Raw genomic sequence first — 24972 nt, forward strand, 5'->3', positions numbered from 1 at the left:
ACTCCTCATCAGCTGGGCCTTCGCAATTTTCAAGAAGGACAATCTATATTTTAAAAAGGCCCTTGTTGGCAACCGATTTCTATCGTATAGAAACCCCATACTCTGGGTGCAGAGCAATTATCATAAAGTTATGGGTGAAACGTAATGGTTAAAAGAAATATGAGGACGAAGTTTCGTCCTGAATTCCCTGGTGATTTTAACTTTGACTATAAAGATCCGGTTACACTTGGTCGATTTTTGATGGAAGGTGGCAAAATCATCCCTTCGCGCATCAGTAAACTGAGTTTTAGCCAACAAAAGGCCGCTGCAGCAGCCGTCAAGAAGGCACGTAACCTGGCCCTCTTACCCCAGGGAACAATTGCTTATGACGCAAACTATCGCGCAGAAGCCATCTCTCCAAGACCTTTTGAAATTTAGAAGTAAAATTTAGAAATAGAATAGGGAATTGGTTTTTTGAACCTTTTCCTTATCGGTAAGCCTCACAGTTGGTGGAGAGCAGCATCATCTCCCAGCCTGTGGCCCGGTCGAGTTTATCGATACCGGGCAGGTTCTTGAACATTTTCTCTCGGAACTGCTCCCAGTTTGAATTTCCATATAAACGTTCTGCAGCCCTTTTCAGCCGGCAGTACAGCAGCACGTCTGGTGGCTCCAACCAATTTAGCTTGTTGTGATAGACCTCAGGCGGTTTTTGGCCCCAGGCCAACCGGGTCAATAGATCCAATGAATCCCAGATGGTCTGCCGAATCTTTGTATCTCCTCCAGCTTGCCCAGAACACTCAGGCGGCACTGAATCCAAATCTTTGAGAAGAGTTTTGAGGCGAAAAAAAAGCTCATAACAGCCGCCAGGACTATTGCTGGTTTTACAGCGATACATATCCAGCTCAAAATTTGTGGTTTTCTTTATTTTGTCCTTCGGGTCCAAATAGATGAAGTTCATTTGGGCGCTCTTAAAGGAGCCCATTTGAGAATCGCAGAGAGTGTGAGGAGGATTCATCGTGACGATGACGAAGATTCCCCCAAGAATGGCGGCTGCCGCGAGAATATTCTTGGGAAGGTTAGAAATAAAACGATCCAAGTCATCCTCACTATTTTACAAGTTTACCACAAGATCCATATTTCTCGGGGTGTATGGGATTGCTCGGCTTATAGCCTTTTTGCATCCAAACAGATTTATCCGAGGGGCAGAAAAAGATACGGTATTCCTCAAGCTTATAAACCTTAGCTATTTGAACCAAGTGATTGAAGGCTTCTTTAAGACTTTCCCGTCTTTTCTCTCCCGACCTGTTGAGCGTCATCATCAGGTGGCTAGATGCAGCGTTTAACATTCTATCAAGGTGAGGCTTTTGATCCTTGGCCAATTTGGATTTCTGCCCAGCCTTTTTTAGATTTTCAAGGAGGGCCCGAATCGATCGATCTACCTGTTTGCTGTTTTTTGAAAGACAGGACTTATGCAAATTGTCTGTGGCCTTCAACACTCCATTGAGTTCCTTTTCAAGAGATCCTTTGACATCAATCTTCCCGTATTTTCCCTTCGCCGCACTCGCTGGTTGAGAAGCCACCAACATCACAAGTATCACAAACGTCAGACCGGCAGTCCAACTCAAGCAACGCAGAAGCTCAGTCTCTATTCTATTCAAGTATTCCATGAGCTGAACTTGACTCTCCTTCTGATCTCGACGCAGAGGCCGACCACGCATCCGCAAAAAATTATGCACATCTATATAATCTCCATAGCCTGCTACCCTACAATCGGCTTCCTGGAAACAATTCTATCCATTTCAAGATCAGATTTTTTAACAGATGGCCAAAAGGCCAGATGGACCGGGTTATTGAATCGCCTGAGTTCGGCCCTGAGAACCATGCAGTCCTCACAAAATATAAGAGCCAGACCTTAAGTCCGGCTCTCCCTCGGCTTCTCTCCATTTCTCAAACCCATCGCCAATCGAGCGATTCTTAGAAAGCCATTTTGCCTTCAAGAAAGAGTTGGGTGTAAGCGTCGCTGTTTGTGCTCGCATACTCAGCGCCTGGGCTGAACATTCCGGCACGAGCTGTGATGGTGAGTCCACCCTCATATTTTTTTGCTACGGCAAGATCTAACTCAGTTCCGAGCGCATCCTCGGTGGCGTTAGTTGCTGCAGCTGCTCCTCCTGCAAAGGCGTTGCCCCCAGCCGATGTCGATCCAGTTTTTTCAGTTTGGCTAAATATCAAATATTGGGCTGCGAAGCTAAGGTCATCCATGATGTCCATAGTGTATCGCAATTGCATATAGGTCAGGTTGCCCCAAAGGTAAATATCCATCCATCCTGCATTGTCGTGTCTCTCATAAAAGTAAGGGTCATAAGTAGTTGCCTTGTTATCTGTAGCGCCATCCTTGTCTCCCGTGTCTGTGTGGTAGAGAAAAGAAATGCGACTGTTCATCCAATCAGGTAAACGGTAACCGAACTCGGCATCAATCATGCTGCCTTCGCGGTCAGTTGTTGTTGATGGCGCACCTGAATAGTTAGTGTATTTTCCAGTGTGGGCCGCATAGGTCAATCGGTAGTCCACATTCATGGCATCACCCGAAACAACAAGCCCATATCTCATTCGGCTTTCTTGGGGAATAGTTTGAACAGCAGTATTGGCCGCACCCATGCCTGCATCCACATTCACCTGAATCGCGTGAAAATTAACCATTTTTAGAAATTCAGGAAGAGTCTTCCAGTCCACATTCAAACCATAGGAATTGATCTCTGGATCAGAAACGCTAGGGCCGGGGTCGCTGCTGGCTAAGAGCTGTGCAAACTTCACCCCATAAGCATTGAATCGGGCGAACTCTTTATCCCAAGTGAACAACACTCCCTCAAAAGCATTGGGAGTTGGTCCCCAGTCATTGACTCCAATCACTCGGCCATCAGCCATCGCCAAGGCACCTCGACCAAAGCGAATCAACAATTCATTGGAAGCCATCCAAGAGCCATAGGCTTCATTCACAAGAACAAGATTTTCGCCATTCGCCACCCCATCCATTTTTGCCAGTTCTGAGTCTCCAGTCACACCAGCTACGGGATAGGTGGCAGCAGTATTACCCAACCCTGAATGTCCCCAAGTGGAATTGTGAAGTAATGTGAGTTGCCCTGTCAGCTTTTCGCCCGAACGAAAAGTAGAACCTAACTTAAATCTCTGCTTCCAATCGTTTGTGCTTCCTTTGCCACCTGATACACCATCTTTATCCTGATCCACCTGGTAGCGAAGTCGATATTCAGCACTGTGTGCCAGTTCACCAGCTTGGGCGCTTGGCAATAGCGCAAGCGCAGCGAGCAATCCTACTAATTTTTTCATGTGTTTCTCCTTGTTGTAATCTTGCTGTTGCCTAGTTCATCTATGCCCCAGCCTAATGCTTCAATATCTCCAAAAGGAATTCTCCGGGACTTTTCTCCAGCTGTTCCTCAAACTCCATTTCAAGCCCCAATTCAAACCCTGGCCTCACCCGCATCCCGCAGTTAAGCCCACCCGCTTAACCTCTCTACCCTTAAGTCCAAGCTTGACTGAGATTAATCCATCGACTGAACTGGACTGCAACGATTTTATTTAAGATGCCCATCCTCTATCGAGGCGCAATGCATAAAGACATTCGTTTGAGATTCGATCTCTAAAATAGACTTCATTTTCGAACATTTAACTGCTAGCGTCGCTTTGGAATAATTGACAACAAATGTTAATTCGCCTATTGATCCTCAAAAGAAAATAGCCAGTCGTCGGGGAGTAGCGCAGTCTGGTAGCGCATCTGGTTTGGGACCAGAGGGTCGCAGGTTCGAATCCTGTCTCCCCGACCATTTTTGGTTCTATTTTTTAATTTTCAACCACCAATTGTGGCTCTACGTTTCTGACTCCACGGTTCAAGTTAGCTTTTTTTTGTTTTTACGGTCAATGACGATCGAAGCCAATATGGATGAGCCGATCAGTGTCGCAATAATCATCAAAGACCAGTTGATTGGAAATTTTCCACCAAACATTTCGTTGAGCCAAACCATCTTAATCCCGACGAACACCAACACTGAAGCCAATCCATATTTTATATAGGCAAATCTATCCATAACACCCGCGAGCATGAAGTACATCGAGCGAAGTCCTAAGATGGCAAAGATATTAGAAGTAAAAACAATAAGCGGTTCTTTCGTTAAGGCGAAAATTGCCGGCACGGAGTCAACTGCAAAAATGATATCGGTGAGCTCTAAAAATACCAGAGCAAGAAATAGCGGAGTCACATAGGTAAGTCCCTCTTTTTTAAAGAAAAACTGCTGACCTTCAATCTGTGGATGAACTCGAAAAACCTTTTTTAGCTGCCTTACAATAAAGTTGTTTTCTAAATTTTGCGGCTTCGTACCTGCAAAAAACATCTTAAGACCTGTCAAAATCAATAAGGCACCGAAGAAAATCACAACCCAATGGTACTGCATAAGCACAGAGCCCATTGCGACAAAAATCCCTCGGAAGATAAGAGCGCCAAGAATTCCCCAAAACAAAACTCGGTGTTGATACACTTTAGGAATTCCAAAGTATGAAAATACCACAGCAAAAATGAAAATGTTGTCTATTGCCAAAGACTTCTCAACTACAAAGCCAGTAAGAAACTCCAAAGCCGTCGTCCTAGCTTGGGCATCGGGATCAAATCCTGATATTGAAGTGTAACGCTCATGAGTTGAAAACCGATATTGAGCATAAAGATAGAATAAATAATTGAAGATAAGGGCTAATCCAATCCAGACTGTAGTCCAAACGGAAGCCTCTTTAAAACCGACCTCGTGAGCTTTCTTGTGGAATACGCCAAGGTCAAGGGCAAGTACCACGAGCACAAATGCTGTAAAGCCTAAATAAAACCACCAATAGTCCAAAAAAGGGAATAGTATCATTGGGTATTTTCTCCTTGTCATTCTGACTCTTCCAATATCGCCGTGTATTTAGTATTTATCAAATCGATAATAGAATTGACTTGTATGCTTACAGACGATACTAAAAAGAGAAAGGGGGGAGGTAATTATGAATCAGTGGATTAACTATCACCATCTCTTTTACTTCAAAACCATTGCAGAAGAAGGGACTGTCTCAAAAGCGGCCGAAAAATTGCGCCTTGGCCAGCCCACTCTGTCTGCACAACTTAAACAGTTTGAAGAGACGCTTGGGGTTCAGCTGTTTGAAAGACATCACAAGAAACTTGTACTTACCGAGCAGGGTAAAGTCGCACTCGATTATTCAAAAAGCATCTTCAAGATGGGTTCCGAGATGTATGAGGTGCTACATGATCGCCTCAAGCCATTAAAACCTTCTCTTCACCTTGGTGCCTTAGATAGCGTACCAAAACAAATTGTCCTTCAACTTGTTAAGCATGCCTTTCGTATATCTCCCTGCCAAATCACTCTCTCCGAAGGGAAATCAGATGAGCTCTTAAGAGAGCTTACTTCACATCGTATGGATCTTATGGTGACTAACTTTTTACCGACAGGGACAGACGGCAAAGGACTCTACCCAAAATCAATTACAAAAAAAAATGTAGCATTTTACGGAGCACCTAAATTTAGAATTCTAAGAAAGGGCTTTCCAAAATCAATCTCAGGAGAGCCAATGATTCTTCCCACCTACGATAGCCGTCTGCGACAAGACCTCGATCATTGGGCGAAGCTAAATAAAATTGAACTTAATATTATTACTGAAAGCCAGGACATCTCTGTAAAGAAGCTTATGGCTGTGAGTGAGCTTGGATTAATTCCTACCGCAACTCACACGGTCACAGGTCAAGTCTTGCGAGGGGAACTAGTTGAAATTGGTCAACTTCAGGGCGTACATGAAGAACTTTTTTTAGTTACGGCTCAAAGAAAAATCGAAAATCCAATTGCCGCAAAACTGAAGGATTCATTCGTTGTATAGTTTTTAGCACTACTAATCAGCACTTTTATCTATTTTAACAATTCATAAATATTCCGTAAAGTAGTTTGTGTGAAGGCATAAAGCCATCACATGCAACCTACGGAGGATTTTTATGTTGACCTCAAAAAAGATGACTTTAAAGCCCCTACTCGAGTCATCAGATGGAGTTCATTTGACTGTTTACCTCGTTAATCCGGGCAAGCTGACTGATTTAAAAATTCAACTCCGCGAGGCAATCAATCAAGCCTCCGATTGGCTTCATCCAGTCATGTCCGTCGAAGAGCGAATTAAATTTCTAGAACCGCTGGATGCACTTCTTCTAGATACGCGGATTTTAAAGCAGATGAAGGGTAACATCGGATTATTTCGCAATCAAAGCTCATTCAGGGCATTAAATATTCCTGTCGATGTTGAACAAACATGTCAGGTCGCAACGAGCTTCCATGTCAAACCCCTGCTTCGATGGCTCCAAACAGACCAGGAGTTTTTACTATTGGGTCTAGAGAACAAAGCCGCCCACCTCTATTTAGGCAGCCAAGACTCGCTAAAGCTCGTGGATTCTGTTCTATTTCCTGAGTCATTCAAAAATGAAGATTCTCTGTGTGACTATTCAAGTCTAAAAAAATCGAGGCAGCAAAGTCTCAAACAAGACGAGACATTTGCTTGGCTCAACAACTGGATTTCTCAGCTCACCAAAAGGTCTAAACCAAAACTATTTGTGGCCGGAGAAAAGTCGCTGGTTGATCGCATGAATAGGAGTCTTAAGTACAAAATTGCAGCTAAAGCTCCTGTTGTGAACTTCTTTAGCAAGGACAAGGCTAGCGATATTTGCTTGGTCATTAGAAAAGCAATGAAAGCTGAGTCCAGAGCCTCTATTGAAAGGGCATTGCTGGAATTTCGATTTGCTGAAGAAAGTAAGATGACTCGAAAGAATGTATTTCAAATATCCAAGGCAGCTGTTGAGGGTCGAGTTAGAAAACTGATGGTCTCAGACGATTTGAGTATCTTTGGGAAAGTAGACAAAAAATCTGGTGAGCTTGCCATTCATCCCTTCGACCTCGACCACGAAGACGATGACATATTAGATGACTTAGCTCAGATAGTTCTAAGCCGAGGGGGTGAGGTTATAATTGCATCACGAAGTGAAATCCCGAACGGTCGCCCCATTCTAGCGATTTTGGATAATGACGGAACGGAATTGGAAAAGAGGAAAAACATTCAACAGGTCGAAGTCCTGCAAGAGAGGTTCGGATGAAACAGGATATATTTTTTGAACTTTCAAAAAAGTTAAAGTCACAACCAAGACTAAGGCGAAAAATTATGATTTTTGCCGTGGTAGGAGTTATTGGTTTATTCACGATAGGAGCATTGGCAGTCTGGGCGGGCATTTCAGTCATTAACTATGTGGCATCATCCGCTGGTCAAGTTGCTCAGTCACCGATAGCTCAGAGTCATGTTGAAAAGGTGAAGGGAGAATTAAAGAGTCTTCCCAAGTTTCAGCTAGTCAACTGCTGGGGCAAAGCTCAGGGCCTTTTGGTTGTTCAGCCTTGGATTGAACAAGCTGCTCTTGTTAATCTAGCTGACTTGAAACTTGCCTGTTTTGAACAGAAGCCAACCGCCTGCCAGGGAGCGGCCTGTGAATAGACATAGTGCTTTTACTTTATCAATACAATCGAAGGGAGAACGATATGATTCACATTAAATTTAAGAATTTAGATAAATCAGAGATGGCTCGTGAGGCGGTGCAGGATAGAATCGAAGCCTTGAAAGACAAGTTTCCTGACTTGAGTGAAAGTAAAGTACACGTCATTTTAGAAATGGAAAACTCTCCAACTCAAGCAGGTCCTGACCTTTTCAATGTTAAGGTTCGCGCTTTTCGTGGAAGGTATCATGGAATTGCGGTCGAAAAATCAGATTCAAATCTCTATGTCGCCTTGGCAGAAGTTGTTGACCACATGCTTGAGGCCATCAATCGATTCGGCGACCGAGTACGAGTTAAAGAAAGAAAAAATGCGCGGGAAATAGCCCGTAAAGCGGAACAAAATCCTGATTTTGGAGAAAATTTGCTTTCCAGATAGCCTGGGATTTGGAGTCTTTAGAATCTGTTTCAAAGCTCGGAAATATTCAGTTGCGTAATGACGCTGGAATAAGGCGGACAATTTTCCCATCGTCAGTCGATAGATAGAGCAATCCATCAGGACCGGTGCGTACGTTTCTCATTCGCATGAATTGGTCTTTTAGGAGTTCCTCTTGCTCGAGAACTCTTGAACCATCCAATTTCAAGCGACGGAGGTGCATGCCACTGAGGTTTGCAATAAAAATCTGACCTCTCCATTTGGAAAAGACTCGACCCGTATAGAAAGCCAAAGCCGAGGGTGATATGGACGGCACCCAGTAGGCGATTGGCTGTTCCATCCCTTCCTTCTTTGATCCCTCACCAATTTTAAATCCAGAATACTCTCGCCCATAAGTAATGATCGGCCAACCATAGTTTGCCCCGGCTCGAATGAGATTCAGCTCATCGCCACCCTTGGGACCAAGCTCTGTTGACCACAGTTCATTGGATTCGAAATTTCGAGCCAAACCCTGCGGATTTCTGTGACCAAAACTCCAGATCTCGGGTCTAGCCTCCTTGTTGTTCACAAAAGGATTATCACCAGGAATACTGCCATCTTCATTGAGTCGGATAATCTTTCCATTGTGATACTTCAGACTCTGCGCCCGAAAACGTTCATTCCTTTCTCCAACCGAAATCCACAAGTGACCTTTGCCATCAAATTCGATTCTGGAACCATAATGGACTTCTTTTGGACTCGGTTCATAGGCCGAAAATATCTTTCTGAAATTCTTGAGACTATTCTCCTCGACAATCGCAACACCCAATGCTGTTGTGGCACCGTTTTTCGATGGCTCTGAGTATGTCAGAAAAATTTTTGATTTTTGCGTTGGATGAACTCGTACGTCTAACAATCCACCTTGTCCTGAAGCGTTTACCTGGGGAACCCCTCTCAAATCCGTGACAAGCTTTGACTTTAGACTGAGTACTCGCAAAGAACCCCCACGCTCAGTAAAGATAATTTGGTCACTATCTAGAAAGTCAAAGCCCCACACGACGTCTTTCTGCTGAGTGAGAAGCTCCATTTGAAACTTCTCTCCTGCCGATTCGTAAACTTTTTTTGCATCACTCTGACTGGGAATTGAAACAATTATTACTATTATTATTATGGGGAGGCTAGCTATCAGTCGTGACATTCGATCTCCAAATCAAAATCATAACGATACGCTAAGCCAACAGTTTTAGTAAAGAGAACTCTGCACGTTGGCCCTGTCGATCAAATCATTTAGAAACCAATAGACAAAGCAATATCTAGCCGAGAAAACCGTTAAAATACTGACGAACAACTTCAAGTTTCGGATTGATGAAAATCTCTTGAACGCCCCCTTTCTCGACAATGGTACCGCCGAAACCCATGTCCCAGAGGACCATTACGTTTTGCGAAAGACGTCGCGCTTGACTCAGATTATGGGTGACGATCAGAACTGTTGTTTTTGATGATAGCCTCAATAATGTCTGCTCTATGCCTTGGGTGGCAATCGGGTCTAGACTCGAGCAGGGTTCATCCAGCAAAAGAACGGATGGCCTCAGCGCAAGTGTACGCGCTAAGCACAAGCGTTGCTGCTGCCCCCCTGAAAGCTTCAGTGCAGATTCATTGAGGCGATTTCTAACTTCAGACCACAGGCCGGCATCCGTGAGGGCTTCTTCGACTCGATGGCGAACGTCCCTTTCAGATGCTGTTATTTCACGCAATGCGAGTGCGACATTTTCATAAATTGACAGGCGAAAAGGCAGAGGTTTTTGAAATACAATTCCGAGATGTTCGCGCTCAAACCCTTCAATGGCTCCTCGGACATGTACCGAAGGAGCCTCTTCAAGTAGGCCCGCTAACACCAAGAGCAGCGTGCTTTTGCCGCATCCGGAAGGGCCAACAACCGAGGTGATTGCGTTGAGACACAATGAAAACGAAACCTCCGACAGCACTGCCTTGCAACCGTAACTGACAGATAAATGTCTAACTAGGTACTTTGATATCGAAGCTGCCAAGTAACTAAACCTTTCACAAAAAGACGACAGATCAAAATGAATGCAACCGTGATTAAGATCAATACAAAGGCACCTTGATATGCCATTTGATCAGCTCCTGTGATATTCAGGCTCAAATCGAAAATGTGAACAGACAAAGTTCGCCCGGAGTCAAACATCGACCGTGGCCATCTCATGGAGTACCCGGAAGTAAAAAGCAAAGCTGCTGTTTCACCCAGAGCTCTGGTCCAAGACAAGACAATTGCAGCGGTGATCGCCGGCCAAACCGATGGGATGAGAATTTGAAATGCGAGCGTTGTTGGGCTTAGACGAAGCGATTTCGCAATGAGCCGATATTCATTGGGCAATTCACGAAGCGAATCTTCAACAAGACGAATGAATAACGGCAAGGTCATCAAAGTGAGGGTCAACGAGCCGGCAAGAATAGAATAGCCCATACCTAAAGTACGGCAAAAAAATGCGTGCCCAAAAAGTCCGAAGACAATGGAAGGCGTACTTGCGAGAAGATCAAGTGAGACGGCCATCATTTTTTGAAACCTGGAGGCGGGGAGCTCTGCCAGTCGAAGCGAAACAGGCAAACCTAAAGAAAATGTCAATACCAATGCAAGGCCATTCATCCAAACTGTCGTGACAATGAGAGGAGCTACTCCACCTTCTCGCCCCATCACCAGGGGGTCGCTCGTTAAATAATTCCAATTGACAGCTGGCCACCCGTGCAACGCAATCGGACCCAAGACCATCGCCACAAAAGTACAAAAAAACAACATGGCAAAGATTGAGAGCCATTTCATGAGGCGTGCTTCTCCCGTGCGAGTAAACAAAGAGCAAGCGCAAGAACAAAGACTAAAAGCCCTAGAAAGAAAAGCGATGATCGATGCAAGCCGAGTGCGTACGGAATCTCGAGAGCAATTGTTGCGTTCACAGTCCGAAAAGATTCAAAGGCATTGCCCGGAATTTGTATCACGTTTCCAGCGACCATGAGAATAGCCAAAGTTTCTCCAACGGCCCGACCCATTGCAAGAACAACCGATTTCAAAAGTGGAACTCTCTTAGTTGGCCAGATCAATCGGGTGATGATGTGATGAAGTGGAATTCGCAAACTCGCTCCAACTTCCAGAGTTTCCTTGAGATCGATGCTCAATATTTCGACTGTATTGATAATTAAGGCTGGGATCAATAAGAAACTCAATACGGTACTTGCACACAATAGACCGTACCCAGGCGGAAAATGAACGGCCACCCACGGAACCAAAATCAATATTCCAAACAACCCAACGATAACAGATGGCGTTCCCGAAGCCACCTCAACAACAAAGCGAAGTATTTTTGTCGACCTAGAAGAAGTGTAGAAGACCAAGGCAACCGCGCTCAGCCAGGCAAAAGGAACGGCAATAACAACCCCTCCAAAAACCACGGCTAGAGTTCCAAAGGCAAGACTCAGCACGCCGAATTGATTTTCGGTTGGATACCACTTTGTCGATGTAAAAACCTGAGCGAAAGATCCTTGTTGAATGAACGGGAACGCTTCTTTCGCCACGAATAGAAAAACGACAAGAACGACAAATCCTACAACAAAGGTCGTCGCTCTTAGCCAGAAATTAAAGAGGAATGTACTTAAGCTTCTCAATGACACTTTGGCCTTCAGATGAGATCACATAATCAATAAATTTCTGAGTCGAGGCCTTTGCTTTTCCACAGACAACAAGATTTAAATAACGTGAAAGATGGTATTCCCCTTTTCGAACGGAAGCCATTTTCGGTTTTTGCCCATCCAGCTGTACTGTAAGAATTCGACTTTTACTATTAACCGCATTTTCAGCGGTGCTCACTGAAAGATAACCGATGGAGTTCGGGGTATTCGCAACTGTTTTAACTCCCTGTTCTTCGTCGCCAATGATGACCGAGGCTTTGATCTGAGATGACTTCAACTCAAAATAATGCATGAAAAGTTCAAGCGCAGCCCGTCCCTCTGCTTTGCTCATGACGAAGATTTTTGCATCCTTACCGCCAAGATCCCTCCAGTTGGTGATCTGGCCAGTGTAAATCTTGATGACTTGCTCGCGCGTGAGTTCTCGCACGGGATTTGATTCATGTACGATGAAAGCAAGTCCGTCGCGCGCGATTGGGGTTGCCGTGACATCTTTTTCGTCATCTTTCAAACTCCGAGAAATCATTCCAAAATCGTTGAGACGATCGCGACAATCGGTGATTCCGCGAGCAGAACCACCCGTCTGAACTTCAACTAGGATATTTGGCGATTTATTTTCAAAGTGCTTGGCGAGCTCGGCCACCAGCGGAGCGACCGTGCTTGAGCCCGTCGCAAGCAGCTTTTCGTTCGCGAGAGCAAAAGTCGAAACGACGACAAACAAAGAAATGGTGATATTTCGCATTGTTCTACCTTCTTGTACTGATTGGTGATGCTTCTGTGGAAGCAGGAAGTTCTTTCAACGCAGCATATTCCTTCCAGGACCCTTCGTACAATTTCACGTTCGGATACTGCGCCAAATGACTTAAATAGAAGCGCAAAAGACTTCCCTCTCGGGAAGTCCCGCAGTAAACAATCACCTCTTTATCAGGAGTCAATCCAAGACTTGAAAACAAAGCCTTAACCTCTGCAATATCTCGAAATTTGTGCGTGTTCTTCTCATCCATTACTTTTCGCCAAGGCAAACTAATAGCACCAGGGATGTGCCCTTTGCGCGGCCAAACTGTGTCATTTCCCAGGTATTCATTTTCAGGTCGGGCGTCCAACAAGACAACGTTGGGCTGCTCTTTCTTCTTCAAGACTGTCTTTACGTCGACTCCAATATGAGTGTTCATTTTGGTCGGAAGTTGGCCTTGCTTGGTTTTTGGATATTCTTGGGATAGCGGGAACTTCGCTTTGTAATCAGGTAAGCCCCCGTCCACAATCTTAATATCTTTGACGCCGTACTTTTCGAGCACATAGGCCACCATTGTAGTACTCAGAATTTCATCGCCAGTGCCGCCTTCGGCGTAAAGAATGTGAGTTCGTTCGCGATCAATTCCAGCCATTGTCAAAAGTTCTTTGGTTAACTTGATTGGCAAATACTGCACAGGCACACCGTTAACGTCAGTAGCACGTAGTGTGTCGAAATTGATGTGGCGTGCGTTGGGCAAGTGTCCACTAATATAGTCTTTGTATCCTCCTCGCGTATCAAGAATAACAGCCTTTGAACCGCCCTCTTGGGCAATTTGTGCCGCTTGCTCTGGCGAAATAAGACCAATCGAGGCATTGGCTTGGTGAAAAAACAAAAGGCTTAGTGCAAGCAAGACAAACCGACTCATAGATTGTGCCTCCAGATTGATTATATTTGGACAAGGATCGCAATCGACTTTTAAAGAATCAACTAAATAGTTGAATATATATTCATGTATTATCGCGTTAAGCTTGGATCGCTGCCGCTGATCAGATATGCTTTGAACGGTCAAACACGCGAGGGTCTGCAATTGAAAATTATGATTGGTCATCCTTCCTAACGGGTAGGCCGAGCTAGTGCTTCACTCCAATGCCACCTCAACGTCGAATAAGGATTCTAGGTTGACAAGGCAACAAAAAACGCCGTAATATGACGGCTTATGTATCAACGCTTAATCCAGCCACCTAAGGGCAGTTTTTTTCTATTGGGGCCGAGGGGCTCGGGAAAGTCGACGTGGGCCAAGTCGGTATTTGAAGGGGAAACTTACGTTAACCTGCTTCTCGAACGGGAATTCACGAAGTTTCTGGTTCGCCCGGACGCTTTGATTTCTGAATTGAGCGTTCTGAAAGCCGGTTCATGGGTGGTCATTGACGAAATTCAAAAAGTGCCTGCACTTCTAGATGCCGTACATCATCTCATTGAAGAAAAAAAACTTCGCTTCTGTTTGACGGGTTCATCTGCACGAAAAATTAGAAGAGGTGGAGCTAATTTATTGGGCGGGCGCGCAGTAAGTCGTGTCATGTTTCCATTTCTTCCCGAAGAATTGGGATCAGACTTTGATATTCGGGAGGCCATGCAATTTGGAACTTTGCCAATCGTTTTTGCTGCCGAAGATAAGATTGATGTTTTGCGATCTTACGTCCAAACCTATCTTAAGGAAGAAATTCAAGCCGAAGCCTTGGTAAAAAATTTACCTGGTTTCGCTCGCTTTTTACCAGTTGCGGGAATCTTTCATGGGCAGGCATTAAACGTTTCAAATGTTTCTCGGGAAGCTGAAGTTGCTCGGACTACCGTTCAGGCCTATTTCGAAATTCTTGAAGATACTCTTCTTGCTAATCGATTAGAAGCTTTTGCTCCAAAATTGAGGGCTCGAGAAAAGTCTCGTCCAAAATTTTATATCATTGATCCAGGTCTGGCCATGGCATTGAAGCAACGTCGGGGGGAGCCTTCAAATGAGGAGTTTGGTCATCTCCTTGAGGGGTTCATCTACATGCTTTTGCGCGCTTATAATCAAAAAAATGACCTTTACGACGAAATCAATTTTTGGAGTCCGGCTGAGGCAAAAATGACTGAAGTAGATTTTCTGTTATCGCGAGGTCAGGAAAAAATTGCGATTGAAATTAAGGCAAAAGAAAAGTGGTCGACCACTGACCTCAAAGGCCTCCATGCGGTTTCCGAGCTCAAGGGTCTTAAGAGAAAAATTCTCGTTACGTTGGGAAGTCGTAGAATGAAATTGGATTCGGGAATAGAGGTGTTTCCATTTTCCGCGTTTAATGAGCTCCTGAATAAGAATCAACTCTAACGGTCTTGCACTGTCATCAAACTTCTCCTTCCTATTCCTAATGGAGGTTTAGGAAAATATTTTATATTTCTTCATCAATCCCAAGTTCTTTCGCGATCCGATTTACACGTTTATTACGCACAGCCACTATCTTTGGGTTAAGAGATTGGAAATATGTCCCTTGCCAAAACCCGAAGTGCAGTCTCGGTTTCTGAATTGAGTTGGCGACTGAGCAGAACGCCCCTTGCGTTTCCAATTTTTTTTATTGTGTTGAAGAAAATTGTAAAATGTCGCTGAACGCCGACAAAATAATTGGCCCCGTAACGAGATCACGGTCGTGCTATGTCGCTTCTGAGTAGGACCCTCAATTAGCTGAAATGAAATTAAATTTTGAAGATTTAGGCAGCATTCTGGGCGTAACTCAGCCCTGGTGGGTGGCGAATAGACGATCGCAATCCACTTTTAAAGAATCAACTAAATAGTTGAATATATATTCATGTATTATCGCGTTAAGCTTGGATCGCTGCCGCTGATCAGATATGCTTTGAACGGTCAATCACGCGAGGTCCTGCAATTGAAAATTCTGATCGGCAATCCTTCCTATCTGTTCTCCGTGATTGGAGAACAAAGTCGCTTACAGGTTCTGGCGCTATTGCTCCAAAAGCCCAGTTTCGTTGAAGATATTCGTAAAAAACTAAAAGTCGAAGAAACTCTTCTTTCGAAACACCTCAAGGCCCTGCGAGACTCGGGCCTTGTGCAGGTGACCAGACATGGGCGAAGAATACTTTATGAAATTAACCCGTCAGTACGAAAAGGCAACTCTAAAGACTACCTCTGTTTGGATTGCTGCGAGATTAAGTTGAAGAATATCTAAGCGATCACTTGGTTTGACGGCCGCTCAATGATTGTGTCCACCGTGATCATCGCCTTCCACTACAATTGGCCATGTCTGAGTCTCTTCGCGATCGTCAGGGTACTTCATGGTGACCCGGATTTCCCAATCGGCCATCCTCAGAAAATACATGTTGGTTACAAGGTAGGTCCCGGTGACCACTTCTCCGTTTCTATTGAGAACAGCTTGGATCTGAGTGGGCCCGGATCCGTGACCCATCGAAGGCATCCAAAGAGAGACTGAGAACGGGAGACCAGGTTCAAACAACGCGTGAGTCGCGCCATCATGCCATTCCAACCTCATTTTTGATTCGCCACCGCTGCCATCAGGGCCATGCTCCCAAGAGAGGTGAGCATGGATTTTTCCGTCAGCGAACACGAGATGGCCTTCATGCCCAGAGTGGGCGAATGCACTCATCGAAAAAAATATTGCGCACAGAGAAAAAAGAACCGCTTTCATAGATGACTCCTTAGGTTTACTTATATAATTAATTTCAGCATTCATCGTTTCACATCTTTTCCAGGCGAACACAATCAAAGTTTCTTTCGGTTAAGATTTTTAGAACATGAATACGAGCACGCACAAGATCCTTTGTCTTAGGAGAGACTGTCAAAAAATAGTCATATTGGATGCCATCCTGCTTCTTGCCACCGCCAAAACTCTGGTTATAAAGACTCTCGGTGTCCTCTCCATAGATTTCATCACCCGATGTGGAGCCATCCACATTCATCGCGCAGGTGCGCAATCCCGGGTACTCAGAACGATGCAAGTTTGTGACCCGCGAATCGACGCGAAGAGCTTTCTTGGGGACATCTGTCCTCTCTGAGGCAAAAAGAAAATCAATGGAATGGCAATGCATGCCTTTTTCGGGAGCGAGGTCCACTCTGTGGATGGTGATAAAGCAGGAATTTCCGGTCAAGCGCTCATTCAGAGACTCTTTCCCCATGTAAACTTGTCCAGGCCTGAGATTCAAAATCGAGGCGTCTGCCTCAGAACAGATGACACTAAGACCGAGACCCATGCTCAGCAAAAAGAAGACTGTTTTCATTTTATTCCCCGTATTTCCTTTCATTAAGTGTACTTTTTGAGTTTTCTCTGAAGGCTTTGACGGTGAAGCCCCAAAGCTCTAGCTGTCTTTGAAATGTTCCCCTCATTTTTGGTCAGAATGAAATCGATGTAATCGTGCTCGACTTGAGAAAGCGAAGGAGCTTTGAACTCAGGGTCAGGAAGTGTTCGTTTGCCCAAAAGCGCAGCCTCAATGAGAGCGTAGCTCGCTGGCTTAGTGATATAGTCCACCGCCCCTCGTTTTAGCGCCTCGACCGCAGTTGCAATGCTGCCATACCCAGAGAGAATCACAATTCGGCTCTCAGGAGAGAACCGTTTGATCTTTTCTATAGCTTCAAGACCAAACTCTCCACCAAGCCTGAGATCAACGATAGCGAACAAAACCGGACGCTCAGAAATTTCTCGAATAGACTCCGCAATCGACACCTCATACCCGTGGTCTTCAAATTCTCTTGCCAAAGAACGGGCCAATCGGAGGTCATCTTCGAGAATGAGAAGGGACTTTTTCATGCCCGTTCCCTTTGTCTGGGCCACTCAAGGTGCACCTCCGCACCACCGAGTTCTTCAGATTGCCTAATGGTAAGTGATCCACCCAAAGACTGGCAAAAAAGATGCGACACATAGAGGCCGAGGCCCGTTCCCGTAGCCTTGGTCGTGACAAATGGTTCTCCAAACCGAGCGAGAACAGAAGCAGTGAAGCCTGGCCCTTGATCCGACACCTGCAGATGAAAACGGTCGTTTGAACATCGCAAAGCAACGTCGATTTCTTTTGCTGGTGCAGCTTCTCCGGCGTTGTCGAGCAGATTCAAAACAGCTTGGGCGAAGTTGATGGGAGGAATCATACCCGAAGAACGGTCCTCATAATTAAGTCGGACAGAGGTTTCTGGATGCTCTTCTTTCCAAGAATCTACGATATCTTTCAATAAATCAGCAAGTATGACCTCCCTGAACGCGAAATCACGGCTGTCCATCTGAGAGGAATTCATCTGGTGAACAACGGTTTCGCACTCCTTCACGGCTTCGAGAGCTTCAGTGATGTCCTCCGTGGGATGCTCGTGGCACGCACGCTCTAGACGAATCTTTGCGGAATTCAAAGGACTTGCAAATTCATGCGAAAAGCCTGCGGCGAGAGCACCAATGGCACGAAGCCGGTCCTGTTTTTCGATGATCATCTGCGCCTGAGCTTCGCGCTTGAGCTGACGCTCAAGGTGCACTCCGAGCGAGCGCATCACGAGCCAAAACGCCAAGACGAGAAAGTGACAAACGACAAATGTCCCCAACAGACTTGAATTGATTTCACCAATATCTTTTATCGCAAACTGAAACTGGAGGAAGGCCAGAAAGGTATGGGCCAGAAAAAGAAACGGCCAACTCAGGCGTCCTGGAATGAGCAGCCCACCGATTGCTACGTTAAGGAGGAACAGAACGACGAACGGATTCGCAAGTCCACCCGTGATCACAAGAAGAGTCGTCAAGACGCAGAGGTCGAACGCCATCTGAAAACAAATCCAGAATGGACCGATCCAACGCCCTTGCTCTGCGACGACCAACTGGGTCAATAAGTTCACCACGAGCAAGACACTCACCATTGCCAGGTAGACAAAAACAGTTTCTCGAGACAACAACCCCATCATCAAAGCTGGCCCAGTCAGCACAAAGAACAAGCCCACGGCGAGCCACCGCATTCGAATGAGCCAAAGTAGCTTGGCCAACTCACCCCCTGCAGGAATGTCCGCGAAGCGAAAGAAGCGGCCGAGCATTGACGTCACCCAATTGAAAGTGCGAGTCACAGGCTCAAATGGATTTTCGTGCAGATTAGAAATATCGACCTCGGTGAGTGGCATCAGTCCCGTTTTGTAACTGAAATCGAGGGAATTGGAAATACTTGACTTCCTGATGCAACATCATGTTGCGCTGCCATTCCATTTATCTGTTTTTCGTGCTATCTCACGAACCTCATGTTCATTCCACTTGCAATAGCTTTACTGGGTTACGATATGATTGACGTCACCAGTAAACTTGGTTCAGAGTTGAAACACAAATCGAAGAGCCTGATGGGTAGCAAGCGCCCGTTCGGCTCTCAGAGGAGCTGTGGGCGGAGACGCCTACTGTTGACTTGATGAATTCTGTCGCCTTGTTCTTTTCATTTTTTTTCGCGTTTCTTTTTCTCTTGAATGGATCTGGTGCGGCAGCACTTCCTCATCAGATTTCGGGTAAATCTGTCGTTGATGACCGACCAGTCCAGGCGGGAAAATCTCCAAAACGGGGGCTCGTGGTCGTGTTTCTTTCAGCTGTTTGTCCCTGTTCAAACAGTCATCTCGTCGAACTAAAAAACCTGAGTAAAGACTTCTCAGATTTTGATTTTGTCGGAATTCATTCAAATACAACTGAGAGCCAGGAAGTCACAGCCACTTACTTCAAGACCGCAAATCTTCCTTTTCCTGTCGTGCGGGATTCGGGAACAAAACTCGCTGATGAGTTCAAGGCACTCAAAACGCCCCATGCATTCGTGGTTTTGAAAGATGGAACGACAGCCTATCAAGGCGGCGTTTCAAGCAGTCGCCACTTTGATGACAAGACCGATCAAAAGTACCTCAGAGAGGCATTGAATGACCTTGCGGCTGGACACAAGGTCAAAACCCCTGAGGGCAGAACTCTCGGCTGCGTGATCTCCCGAGGAGGCAGTCATGTCTGGTAGAAAAAATCTGACACTGGCTTTTTTAGTCATTGGATTTTTTGGTTGCGCAAAACCCAGATACGAGACTGCACAACCGACTTCTTCAGGAAACACCTCTCAGATTCAGAAAGTGACAGATTGTGAAAGTCGTTTTCAAAATTCCGGTTATTGTTTATTATGGCAGTGGGAAAAAATGCCAACATCAACTCAGGTTGGCTCTCTCCTTTTTAAGGTCGTCCGGGCCAATGCCCTCGATGACTCTCCAATTCCTGTCGACCTACCCTCCGTTCCCGTATTGGTATTGCGGATGCCCTCGATGGGCCACGGCTCAAACCCCACCTTCGTTGAGCAGGTTGACACCGGAAGCTATCGAGCGAAGAATGTCTTCTTTGTTATGCCTGGCGAGTGGGAACTGAAATTTCAAGTCAAAGATGGGAATACGGTTCAAGATGAAACTGTGGTTACTCTTATTTTCTAACTTTGTCTTTGCTCCTTCGCTTTCATGGGCCGCCGCTTGCTGCGGAGGAGGGGTTGCCGCGCCTGCGATCATCGCGGGAGACGATAAAGCTCAACTGACAACCTCGTACTCATTTACAGAAGTCGCGATTGATAATGTCGACTCTCGCGGTATTTGGAGAAAATGGGACGAGCATCAGATGATACAGTCTTTCAGAATAGAAGGCGCTCATCTCATCTCCGATCGTTGGCAGACTGGATTCGCGCTGCCTCTCGTTCAGCGATCACGCATGAATCAAGATTTCTCAGGACTTGGGGATATCTCCACAACAATCGGCTACGAATATCTTCCAGATTGGGACTATAACCTGATCAGACCGAAAGGGATTGGCTATATTCAGCTGACACTTCCGACAGGCAAATCTCGCGCTGAATCGGAGGTCGGAGGCTTAGACAGTCGCGGCAATGGATTCTGGGCCCTCGGACTAGGAACTCTTCTCACGAAGGCCGTTGGCAAATACGATCTTTTTAGCTCATTGGAAATTCATCGTTCGTTTTCAAAGAGTGTTTCTAATTCCCAAATCCAAGGCAGCCTTGTGCCAGGTTTTGGTGGAAATTTTGGATTGGGGGGCGGGTACAATCTTCAATCCATTCGCATCGGAGGATCTCTCACATGGACCTATGAAGATCCCATTGATGTTCGAGGGAATACCGCATCCAAGGGTTTGCCCGAGAGACATACCACAGCACTCCTCTCTGCAAGCTATTTGACAAATGATGAGTGGGCCGGGAATTTGAGCTATTCAGACCAGACTCTTTTTGGGAGTCCCGTTAACACAAGCCTAGGGAAATCCGTTGTTTTGATGATTCAGAGGCGCTGGGGACGGTGATCTCAATGAAAAACTCTGAATCTAAGCGGAGAATAGTCCACTGCAATCATGATTGAGATCATGAATTTAAGAAGCATTTGGCCATTTAGGTATCTAGGCGCTATTTTAGTTTGATACCGACATCTTTCAGTTCGCCCTTAACTCCCCACATTTTTGTCAGCAAACGGGGAGCGTGAGAACCAATGTAGGCCATAATGAGAAATTTGATAAGGCGACCCAAAAAAATAACGGCAACAAGCTGAAAGAGAGGAGTGTCCGCAAGGCTCGCCAGAATGATTGCTGGTTGCTGCACGAAGGGCGTGGCCGCTACAACGAAAACTAAAAGAAGACCGTATTTTTCAAAAAATTCCAATGACCATTGCCATGCTTGAGTTTCATTGACCCCAGGATACATTTCAAGAATCAAAGGAAGCCCTTGGAGCTCGACCAGAGCGGCCAATACAAGCGCTCCAAGACTCGACCCCACAGCCACACTCAGAGCAAGAACAAACCAGCGCTTTGGAGTTAGCATGGAACTTGAAATCAAAATCCCATCGTTTGGAATAACAATTACAATGTTGTCGAGGGCAGCAAGAAATCCTATGAAGGGCGGATACCAAGAACGGTCGACAAAACGCTGAAGCAACCGAATGTAGTCTCTCACTCTCTGATGAATTCTTTCTGAGATCATATAAATGGATCCGTCTTCTCCCTATGCTTTGTCTCTATCCTTGCCACATACCACGAGCTGAGAGCCGCCGTTGTCAGGATGGAAAAAATAACAAGCAAAGAAATCCAGCTGGGAATTTTGAAGAAATCAACCAAAAGCATTTTAACACCTATAAATCCCAAAATGGCGGCAAGACCCGGCTTCAGATAGCGCATTTTTCCAACCCAATCCGCAAGAACAAAATAAAGAGCCCTAAGACCCAAAATTGCTAGGATATTCGAGGCAAAGGCAACGAAGGCATCTTGTGTGACAGCAAATACTGCGGGAATGGAATCCACTGCGAAAACGAGATCAGTGGCTTCAATCACAACAAGCGCGAGGAAAAGCGGTGTGGCCTTTCGTACACCGTTTTCCAAAACAAAGAAATGACCTCCACTTGATTTGTCGGTCGTGGGAAGAATTTTTTTCAAGAGGCGAATCGACCAATCCTTCTTAACATCAACTCTTTCATCGGTTTCACGCAAAAATTTAATTGCTGTGACAACAAGAATGAGTCCAAAAATATAAAGAACCCAATGAAACGAATGGAGCAGATGAGCACCCAAAAGAATAAATACAGCTCGCAGTACGATAGCGCCCAAGACACCATAAAAAAGGACTCGATGTTGATGAACTTCAGGGATTCGGAAGGAGCTGAAAATGAGTAAAATCACGAAGAGATTATCAACGCTCAGGCTCTTTTCCACCAGATAGCCCGTCAAGAATTCGAGCCCAAGTTCAGCCCCAAATGACACCGCAAACCAGGCATTGAAACAGATTGCAATCGCTATCCAGATTCCACTTTCAATCAAAGCTGTCTTCGTCTGAATCTTTTTATTTCCACGCCCAAATAGACTTAAATCAATGACCAACAACACAAGAACGCCAAGGGTAAATGCGACCCAAAGCCATGATGGTGCAGCGGAAACTTCGGAGGCGAATCCCGACATTCTCAACCCCCCTTTTTAGGAATGCTTTATTTTCGTGGAACCGCCTTCAGCTAAATGAAGTACCCTTTCAGTGTAGGCAAGCGCGAGAGTGGAAAATAGAAACACGACATGGATAATAATTTGCCATTTTATCTGATCTGTATCTTTCTTGCCAATGTCGACAAATGATTTCAGAAGATGGATTCCGGAGATACCGACCAAAGCTCCAGCCAATTTCACCTTCAGAGTTCCAGCGTTGATTTTTTCCAGCCAGTCAGGACGGTCCTCATGATTTTCCAGATGGATACGACTGACGAATGTTGCATACCCACCAATGATGACCATAATAAGCAGGTTCAAAACCATCGCAATATCCACTAGGGTTAATATTCCAAGCATGAGAACTTCTTCCGTAACTGAATTTACATTCACGCAGAGGTGTACAAGCTCGACCAGAAATTTATAGGTATAAAGAACGGACCCTACGATAAGACCGCCATAAATGGGCGCCTGTATCCATCTGCTGGAAAAAATGACAATTTCGAAAATATTCTCTAACTTCTTCAAGGTTGTCCCCCAATTCAAAAAACGTGACTCTAACGAATTTACTCTATTATTAAAATTAGATAAATCTAATACGACGCTTCGTATTAACCGAACTAATACAATGTGAAGCTTTTTACGAGCTTTGCAGCGATCGGATTTTCAAGTTTCCTTTGAGCTGAAACAAGCCACACTTCTTCGTAGACACCCTTTAACGTCCCAATCCGCTGAAGAGCTCCCGCTTGAACTAAATTCTCTGTCGATACCTCGGAAAGGGGCGCAAGCCCGATCCCCTGTTTTGCGAATAATATTTGCAAGCTCGTGTCTTGAGTCTCAGCGACAGGAATGATGGAAATATTTTGGAGCCTAAAATAGTGATTAAGATCATGTCTGAGCTTGCTGTGTGCCGTTGGAAGCACAAAGGGTTTTTCGTTGAGAGAATGCGGAAAGGATCTCTTGAGTGTGCGAAAAGTTGCGGCACCAAATATAGCTACAGGTAGCTTTGCCACAGATTTGGAAAAAACTTGCCTTTGCTCCAAGGCTGGCGGCGGAAAATTAGATAGAATGAGGTCGAGCTTATGGTTGTAAAGCTCACGAAAAAGCTCATCACCTTTTCCCTCTAAAATGGACACCGTGCACGATGGAGATATTTTATAAGCCTCTTTCACTAAAGAAAGGATGACACTTTTTGGTACGCTATCAAGCGCGCCAACCTGAAGGTGGATCTGATTGCCAATGCTCCGATCCTTGAGAACCTCAATCATCTCGTCGCCAAGTCTGAAAATCTCGTTGGCATAGTCAAGAGCGGCTTTCCCAGCGTCAGTGAGGATCATTCTTCGATTGCGACGCTCAAACAGAGATTTTCCAAGCATTTCTTCGAGCTGCTTGAGTTGGGTACTAAGAGTCGGTTGACCCAAGCGGAGCCTTTCGGCGGCCTTTGCAATTCCACCCTCCGTTGCAATCATTCGGAAATAGTAAAGGTGATGATAGTTCAACCACTGCATCGCTCAAACTCCGATAGGAATATAAATTTAATAATTTGTTTAAACAAAACTATATGATCGAATTTATCGTCTTTTAATAAGTTTTCGTCAAGGCTATACTGGCTGTATTCTTGGAGGTGCTCTTTTATGGCTTGGGCAAAAAGAATTGGTTTGTTTTTAGGTGTGAACCTGCTCGTGATGGTCACCATTTCTCTCATTTTGAATTTGTTGGGAGTCAAACCGTATTTAACCCAATATGGCCTCGACTTCCAATCGCTCATGATCTTCTGCCTTGTGTGGGGCATGGGTGGAGCCTTCATTTCACTGGCGCTTTCTCGAATCATGGCTAAGTGGATGATGGGTGTTCAAATTATCGATCCTGACACAAGAGATTTCGATCAGCGAGAACTCCTTCAAATGGTCCACGACCTCGCAAAATCGGCCCATTTGCCGGCTATGCCTCAAGTTGGAATCTTTGACTCTCCGGAAGTGAACGCATTCGCTACGGGACCAACCAAATCACGATCTCTTGTCGCTGTCTCCACTGGGCTGCTTCAAAGCATGAAGCGAGAGGAGATCAAGGGCGTTTTGGGGCATGAAATCGCCCATATTGCCAATGGCGATATGGTAACTATGACGTTGATCCAGGGCGTAGTGAATGCCTTTGTGATGTTCCTTGCGCGCGCGATCGCTTTTGCTCTCGTCATGGCTGGCAACAAGACTGAGGACAGGGAGGGCTCTGGTGCCCCGATAGCCTACTATGTGATTCAGTTTATTTTGGAGATTGTTTTCATGATTCTCGGTTCAATGGTGGTCGCCTGGTTTTCTCGTTATCGGGAGTTTCGGGCAGATAAAGGAGGTGCTCGTTTGGCGGGCCGTCAAAATATGATACAGGCGCTTCAAAGTTTGCAGCGAAACTTCGAGGAGATCGACCCAGCCGCTCAACCATCTATTCAAGCCCTTAAAATATCAAGTCGGCCAGGTGGAATTATGCGACTCTTCTCAACCCATCCGCCGCTGGAGGAAAGAATCGAACGTTTGAGAACAGCTGTCTAGACAAAATAGCCCTAGATCGATCAATCGAATGTGGTCTATAAAGTGAACGCAAACAAAAACGCGGAGGA

At 45.4% G+C, this 24972-nt stretch carries 28 protein-coding genes, 1 tRNA gene and 1 pseudogene; 12 read left to right on the forward strand and 18 right to left on the reverse strand.

Annotation, left to right across the window (positions count from 1 at the left end; all coding sequences use genetic code 11):
• Positions 1–144 precede the first annotated feature (144 nt).
• Positions 145–417 (forward strand): 30S ribosomal protein S18, encoded by a 273-nt coding sequence (gene rpsR, locus IPL83_13515; protein ID MBK9040160.1) that lies wholly within the window; start codon positions 145–147, stop codon positions 415–417.
• Between the two features lie 49 nt (positions 418–466).
• On the opposite strand, the gene IPL83_13520 is transcribed toward rpsR, so the two are convergent.
• The 3 genes from IPL83_13520 to IPL83_13530 form a co-directional block, all read right to left on the reverse strand.
• Positions 467–1075: a hypothetical protein gene (locus IPL83_13520; GenBank protein MBK9040161.1), complete on the reverse strand. Its 609-nt coding sequence runs from the start codon at positions 1073–1075 to the stop codon at positions 467–469.
• A gap of 10 nt (positions 1076–1085) precedes the next feature.
• Positions 1086–1715, reverse strand: coding sequence for a DUF3347 domain-containing protein (locus IPL83_13525; protein MBK9040162.1), 630 nt, complete (start codon positions 1713–1715; stop codon positions 1086–1088).
• 238 nt (positions 1716–1953) lie between these two features.
• Positions 1954–3321, reverse strand: coding sequence for an alginate export family protein (locus tag IPL83_13530; GenBank protein MBK9040163.1), 1368 nt, complete (start codon positions 3319–3321; stop codon positions 1954–1956).
• A gap of 417 nt (positions 3322–3738) precedes the next feature.
• On the opposite strand from IPL83_13530, the gene IPL83_13535 reads away from it, so the two are divergent.
• Positions 3739–3815: transfer RNA gene (locus IPL83_13535), tRNA-Pro, on the forward strand.
• Between the two features lie 63 nt (positions 3816–3878).
• Here IPL83_13535 and IPL83_13540 read toward each other — a convergent pair.
• Positions 3879–4892: a TerC family protein gene (locus tag IPL83_13540; GenBank protein ID MBK9040164.1), complete on the reverse strand. Its 1014-nt coding sequence runs from the start codon at positions 4890–4892 to the stop codon at positions 3879–3881.
• Between the two features lie 127 nt (positions 4893–5019).
• On the opposite strand from IPL83_13540, the gene IPL83_13545 reads away from it, so the two are divergent.
• The 4 genes from IPL83_13545 to IPL83_13560 all read left to right on the forward strand — a co-directional run bounded on the left by IPL83_13545 (position 5020) and on the right by IPL83_13560 (position 7982).
• On the forward strand, positions 5020–5904 hold the full coding sequence (locus tag IPL83_13545; protein ID MBK9040165.1) for a LysR family transcriptional regulator: 885 nt from the start codon (positions 5020–5022) through the stop codon (positions 5902–5904).
• Positions 5905–6016: 112 nt separating this feature from the next.
• Complete coding sequence (locus tag IPL83_13550) at positions 6017–7159, forward strand: hypothetical protein (protein MBK9040166.1); 1143 nt, start codon at positions 6017–6019, stop codon at positions 7157–7159.
• Entirely contained in the window at positions 7156–7548 is a 393-nt protein-coding gene (locus IPL83_13555; GenBank protein ID MBK9040167.1) for a hypothetical protein, read from the forward strand. Before IPL83_13550 ends, IPL83_13555 begins: the two co-directional genes overlap by 4 nt.
• A 44-nt stretch (positions 7549–7592) precedes the next feature.
• Positions 7593–7982, forward strand: a complete 390-nt coding sequence (locus IPL83_13560; protein ID MBK9040168.1) for an HPF/RaiA family ribosome-associated protein — start codon at positions 7593–7595, stop codon at positions 7980–7982.
• A 46-nt stretch (positions 7983–8028) separates the two neighbouring features.
• On the opposite strand, the gene IPL83_13565 is transcribed toward IPL83_13560, so the two are convergent.
• From IPL83_13565 to IPL83_13590, 6 genes are all read right to left on the reverse strand, one after another.
• Positions 8029–9156 (reverse strand): PQQ-dependent sugar dehydrogenase, encoded by a 1128-nt coding sequence (locus tag IPL83_13565; protein ID MBK9040169.1) that lies wholly within the window; start codon positions 9154–9156, stop codon positions 8029–8031.
• 115 nt (positions 9157–9271) lie between these two features.
• Positions 9272–10006, reverse strand: a complete 735-nt coding sequence (locus tag IPL83_13570) for an ATP-binding cassette domain-containing protein (GenBank protein ID MBK9040170.1) — start codon at positions 10004–10006, stop codon at positions 9272–9274.
• Complete coding sequence (locus IPL83_13575; GenBank protein MBK9040171.1) at positions 9979–10797, reverse strand: ABC transporter permease subunit; 819 nt, start codon at positions 10795–10797, stop codon at positions 9979–9981. Before IPL83_13575 ends, IPL83_13570 begins: the two co-directional genes overlap by 28 nt.
• Positions 10794–11639 (reverse strand): ABC transporter permease subunit, encoded by an 846-nt coding sequence (locus IPL83_13580; GenBank protein ID MBK9040172.1) that lies wholly within the window; start codon positions 11637–11639, stop codon positions 10794–10796. Before IPL83_13580 ends, IPL83_13575 begins: the two co-directional genes overlap by 4 nt.
• Entirely contained in the window at positions 11605–12396 is a 792-nt protein-coding gene (locus tag IPL83_13585; protein ID MBK9040173.1) for a phosphate ABC transporter substrate-binding protein, read from the reverse strand. Before IPL83_13585 ends, IPL83_13580 begins: the two co-directional genes overlap by 35 nt.
• A 4-nt stretch (positions 12397–12400) precedes the next feature.
• Complete coding sequence (locus IPL83_13590) at positions 12401–13312, reverse strand: sulfurtransferase (protein ID MBK9040174.1); 912 nt, start codon at positions 13310–13312, stop codon at positions 12401–12403.
• A gap of 291 nt (positions 13313–13603) precedes the next feature.
• Here IPL83_13590 and IPL83_13595 point away from each other — a divergent pair, with 291 nt between their 5' ends.
• Together IPL83_13595 and IPL83_13600 are read left to right on the forward strand one after the other, a co-directional pair.
• The gene (locus IPL83_13595; protein MBK9040175.1) at positions 13604–14746 is read left to right on the forward strand and encodes an ATP-binding protein; all 1143 of its coding nucleotides are present in this window, start codon (positions 13604–13606) and stop codon (positions 14744–14746) included.
• Positions 14747–15299: 553 nt separating this feature from the next.
• Positions 15300–15599, forward strand: coding sequence for a winged helix-turn-helix transcriptional regulator (locus IPL83_13600; GenBank protein MBK9040176.1), 300 nt, complete (start codon positions 15300–15302; stop codon positions 15597–15599).
• A gap of 24 nt (positions 15600–15623) precedes the next feature.
• Here the strand turns inward: IPL83_13600 and IPL83_13605 are convergent, their stop codons facing one another.
• From IPL83_13605 to IPL83_13620, 4 genes are read right to left on the reverse strand one after another with little or no spacing between them, the layout of a single operon-like run.
• The gene (locus tag IPL83_13605) at positions 15624–16076 is read right to left on the reverse strand and encodes a hypothetical protein (protein ID MBK9040177.1); all 453 of its coding nucleotides are present in this window, start codon (positions 16074–16076) and stop codon (positions 15624–15626) included.
• A 49-nt stretch (positions 16077–16125) separates the two neighbouring features.
• Complete coding sequence (locus IPL83_13610) at positions 16126–16665, reverse strand: hypothetical protein (protein ID MBK9040178.1); 540 nt, start codon at positions 16663–16665, stop codon at positions 16126–16128.
• Between the two features lie 23 nt (positions 16666–16688).
• Positions 16689–17192 carry a response regulator gene (locus tag IPL83_13615; GenBank protein ID MBK9040179.1) on the reverse strand — a complete coding sequence of 168 codons (504 nt, stop codon included), beginning with the start codon at positions 17190–17192 and terminating at the stop codon, positions 16689–16691.
• Complete coding sequence (locus IPL83_13620; GenBank protein MBK9040180.1) at positions 17189–18526, reverse strand: HAMP domain-containing histidine kinase; 1338 nt, start codon at positions 18524–18526, stop codon at positions 17189–17191. Before IPL83_13620 ends, IPL83_13615 begins: the two co-directional genes overlap by 4 nt.
• A 272-nt stretch (positions 18527–18798) precedes the next feature.
• Here IPL83_13620 and IPL83_13625 point away from each other — a divergent pair, with 272 nt between their 5' ends.
• The 3 genes from IPL83_13625 to IPL83_13635 are packed head-to-tail and all read left to right on the forward strand — an operon-like array spanning position 18799 to position 20705.
• Positions 18799–19380, forward strand: coding sequence for a redoxin domain-containing protein (locus IPL83_13625; protein ID MBK9040181.1), 582 nt, complete (start codon positions 18799–18801; stop codon positions 19378–19380).
• The gene (locus IPL83_13630) at positions 19370–19837 is read left to right on the forward strand and encodes a hypothetical protein (GenBank protein ID MBK9040182.1); all 468 of its coding nucleotides are present in this window, start codon (positions 19370–19372) and stop codon (positions 19835–19837) included. Before IPL83_13625 ends, IPL83_13630 begins: the two co-directional genes overlap by 11 nt.
• The gene (locus IPL83_13635; protein MBK9040183.1) at positions 19809–20705 is read left to right on the forward strand and encodes a hypothetical protein; all 897 of its coding nucleotides are present in this window, start codon (positions 19809–19811) and stop codon (positions 20703–20705) included. The genes IPL83_13630 and IPL83_13635 overlap by 29 nt, the downstream gene beginning before the upstream one ends.
• Positions 20706–20805: 100 nt before the next feature.
• On the opposite strand, the gene IPL83_13640 is transcribed toward IPL83_13635, so the two are convergent.
• The 4 genes and pseudogenes from IPL83_13640 to IPL83_13655 all read right to left on the reverse strand — a co-directional run bounded on the left by IPL83_13640 (position 20806) and on the right by IPL83_13655 (position 23890).
• The gene (locus tag IPL83_13640; protein MBK9040184.1) at positions 20806–21375 is read right to left on the reverse strand and encodes a VTT domain-containing protein; all 570 of its coding nucleotides are present in this window, start codon (positions 21373–21375) and stop codon (positions 20806–20808) included.
• The gene (locus IPL83_13645; protein ID MBK9040185.1) at positions 21372–22343 is read right to left on the reverse strand and encodes a TerC family protein; all 972 of its coding nucleotides are present in this window, start codon (positions 22341–22343) and stop codon (positions 21372–21374) included. The genes IPL83_13640 and IPL83_13645 overlap by 4 nt, the downstream gene beginning before the upstream one ends.
• A 15-nt stretch (positions 22344–22358) precedes the next feature.
• Positions 22359–22889, reverse strand: a complete 531-nt coding sequence (locus tag IPL83_13650) for a TIGR00645 family protein (protein MBK9040186.1) — start codon at positions 22887–22889, stop codon at positions 22359–22361.
• Between the two features lie 92 nt (positions 22890–22981).
• Positions 22982–23890: pseudogene (locus IPL83_13655) on the reverse strand (LysR family transcriptional regulator).
• A gap of 105 nt (positions 23891–23995) precedes the next feature.
• On the opposite strand from IPL83_13655, the gene htpX reads away from it, so the two are divergent.
• Entirely contained in the window at positions 23996–24904 is a 909-nt protein-coding gene (gene htpX, locus IPL83_13660) for a protease HtpX (protein MBK9040187.1), read from the forward strand.
• Positions 24905–24972 lie beyond the last annotated feature (68 nt).

Source organism: Bdellovibrionales bacterium (genome assembly GCA_016716765.1).
GTDB lineage: Bacteria > Bdellovibrionota > Bdellovibrionia > Bdellovibrionales > UBA1609 > JADJVA01.